Here is a 298-nt window from a genome sequence, read left to right as displayed (position 1 = left end):
GTAAACTGGCGTAAAACATCTGTTATTTTTGGCGACAAAACATTTAAATTAGCTGGAAAAGAAGTAATTCAAGAAACACTTGGTGATTTATCATTTGAATTATCAGCACGTGCATTCTTCCAGTTGAATCCAGAGCAAACAGTTGTTTTATATGATGAAGCGAAAAAAGCAGCTGCTTTAACAGGCGATGAGAAAATTGTAGATGCGTATTGTGGTGTTGGTACAATCGGACTTTGGCTTGCGAACGATGCAGCGGAAGTACGTGGTATGGATGTAATTCCAGAAGCGATTGCAGATG

General features: G+C 38.9%; 1 protein-coding gene. It reads left to right on the top strand.

The features are described from left to right. Positions 1 to 298, top strand: a 298-nt coding sequence (locus FE392_RS22745) for a hypothetical protein (protein WP_500692710.1), incomplete at both ends; no start/stop codon positions are given.

The organism is Xenorhabdus santafensis (assembly GCF_033949405.1).
Taxonomy (GTDB): domain Bacteria; phylum Pseudomonadota; class Gammaproteobacteria; order Enterobacterales; family Enterobacteriaceae; genus Xenorhabdus; species Xenorhabdus santafensis.
The sequence above is the reverse complement of the archived record's forward strand: the minus strand, read 5'-3'. Positions and strand labels throughout refer to the sequence as shown.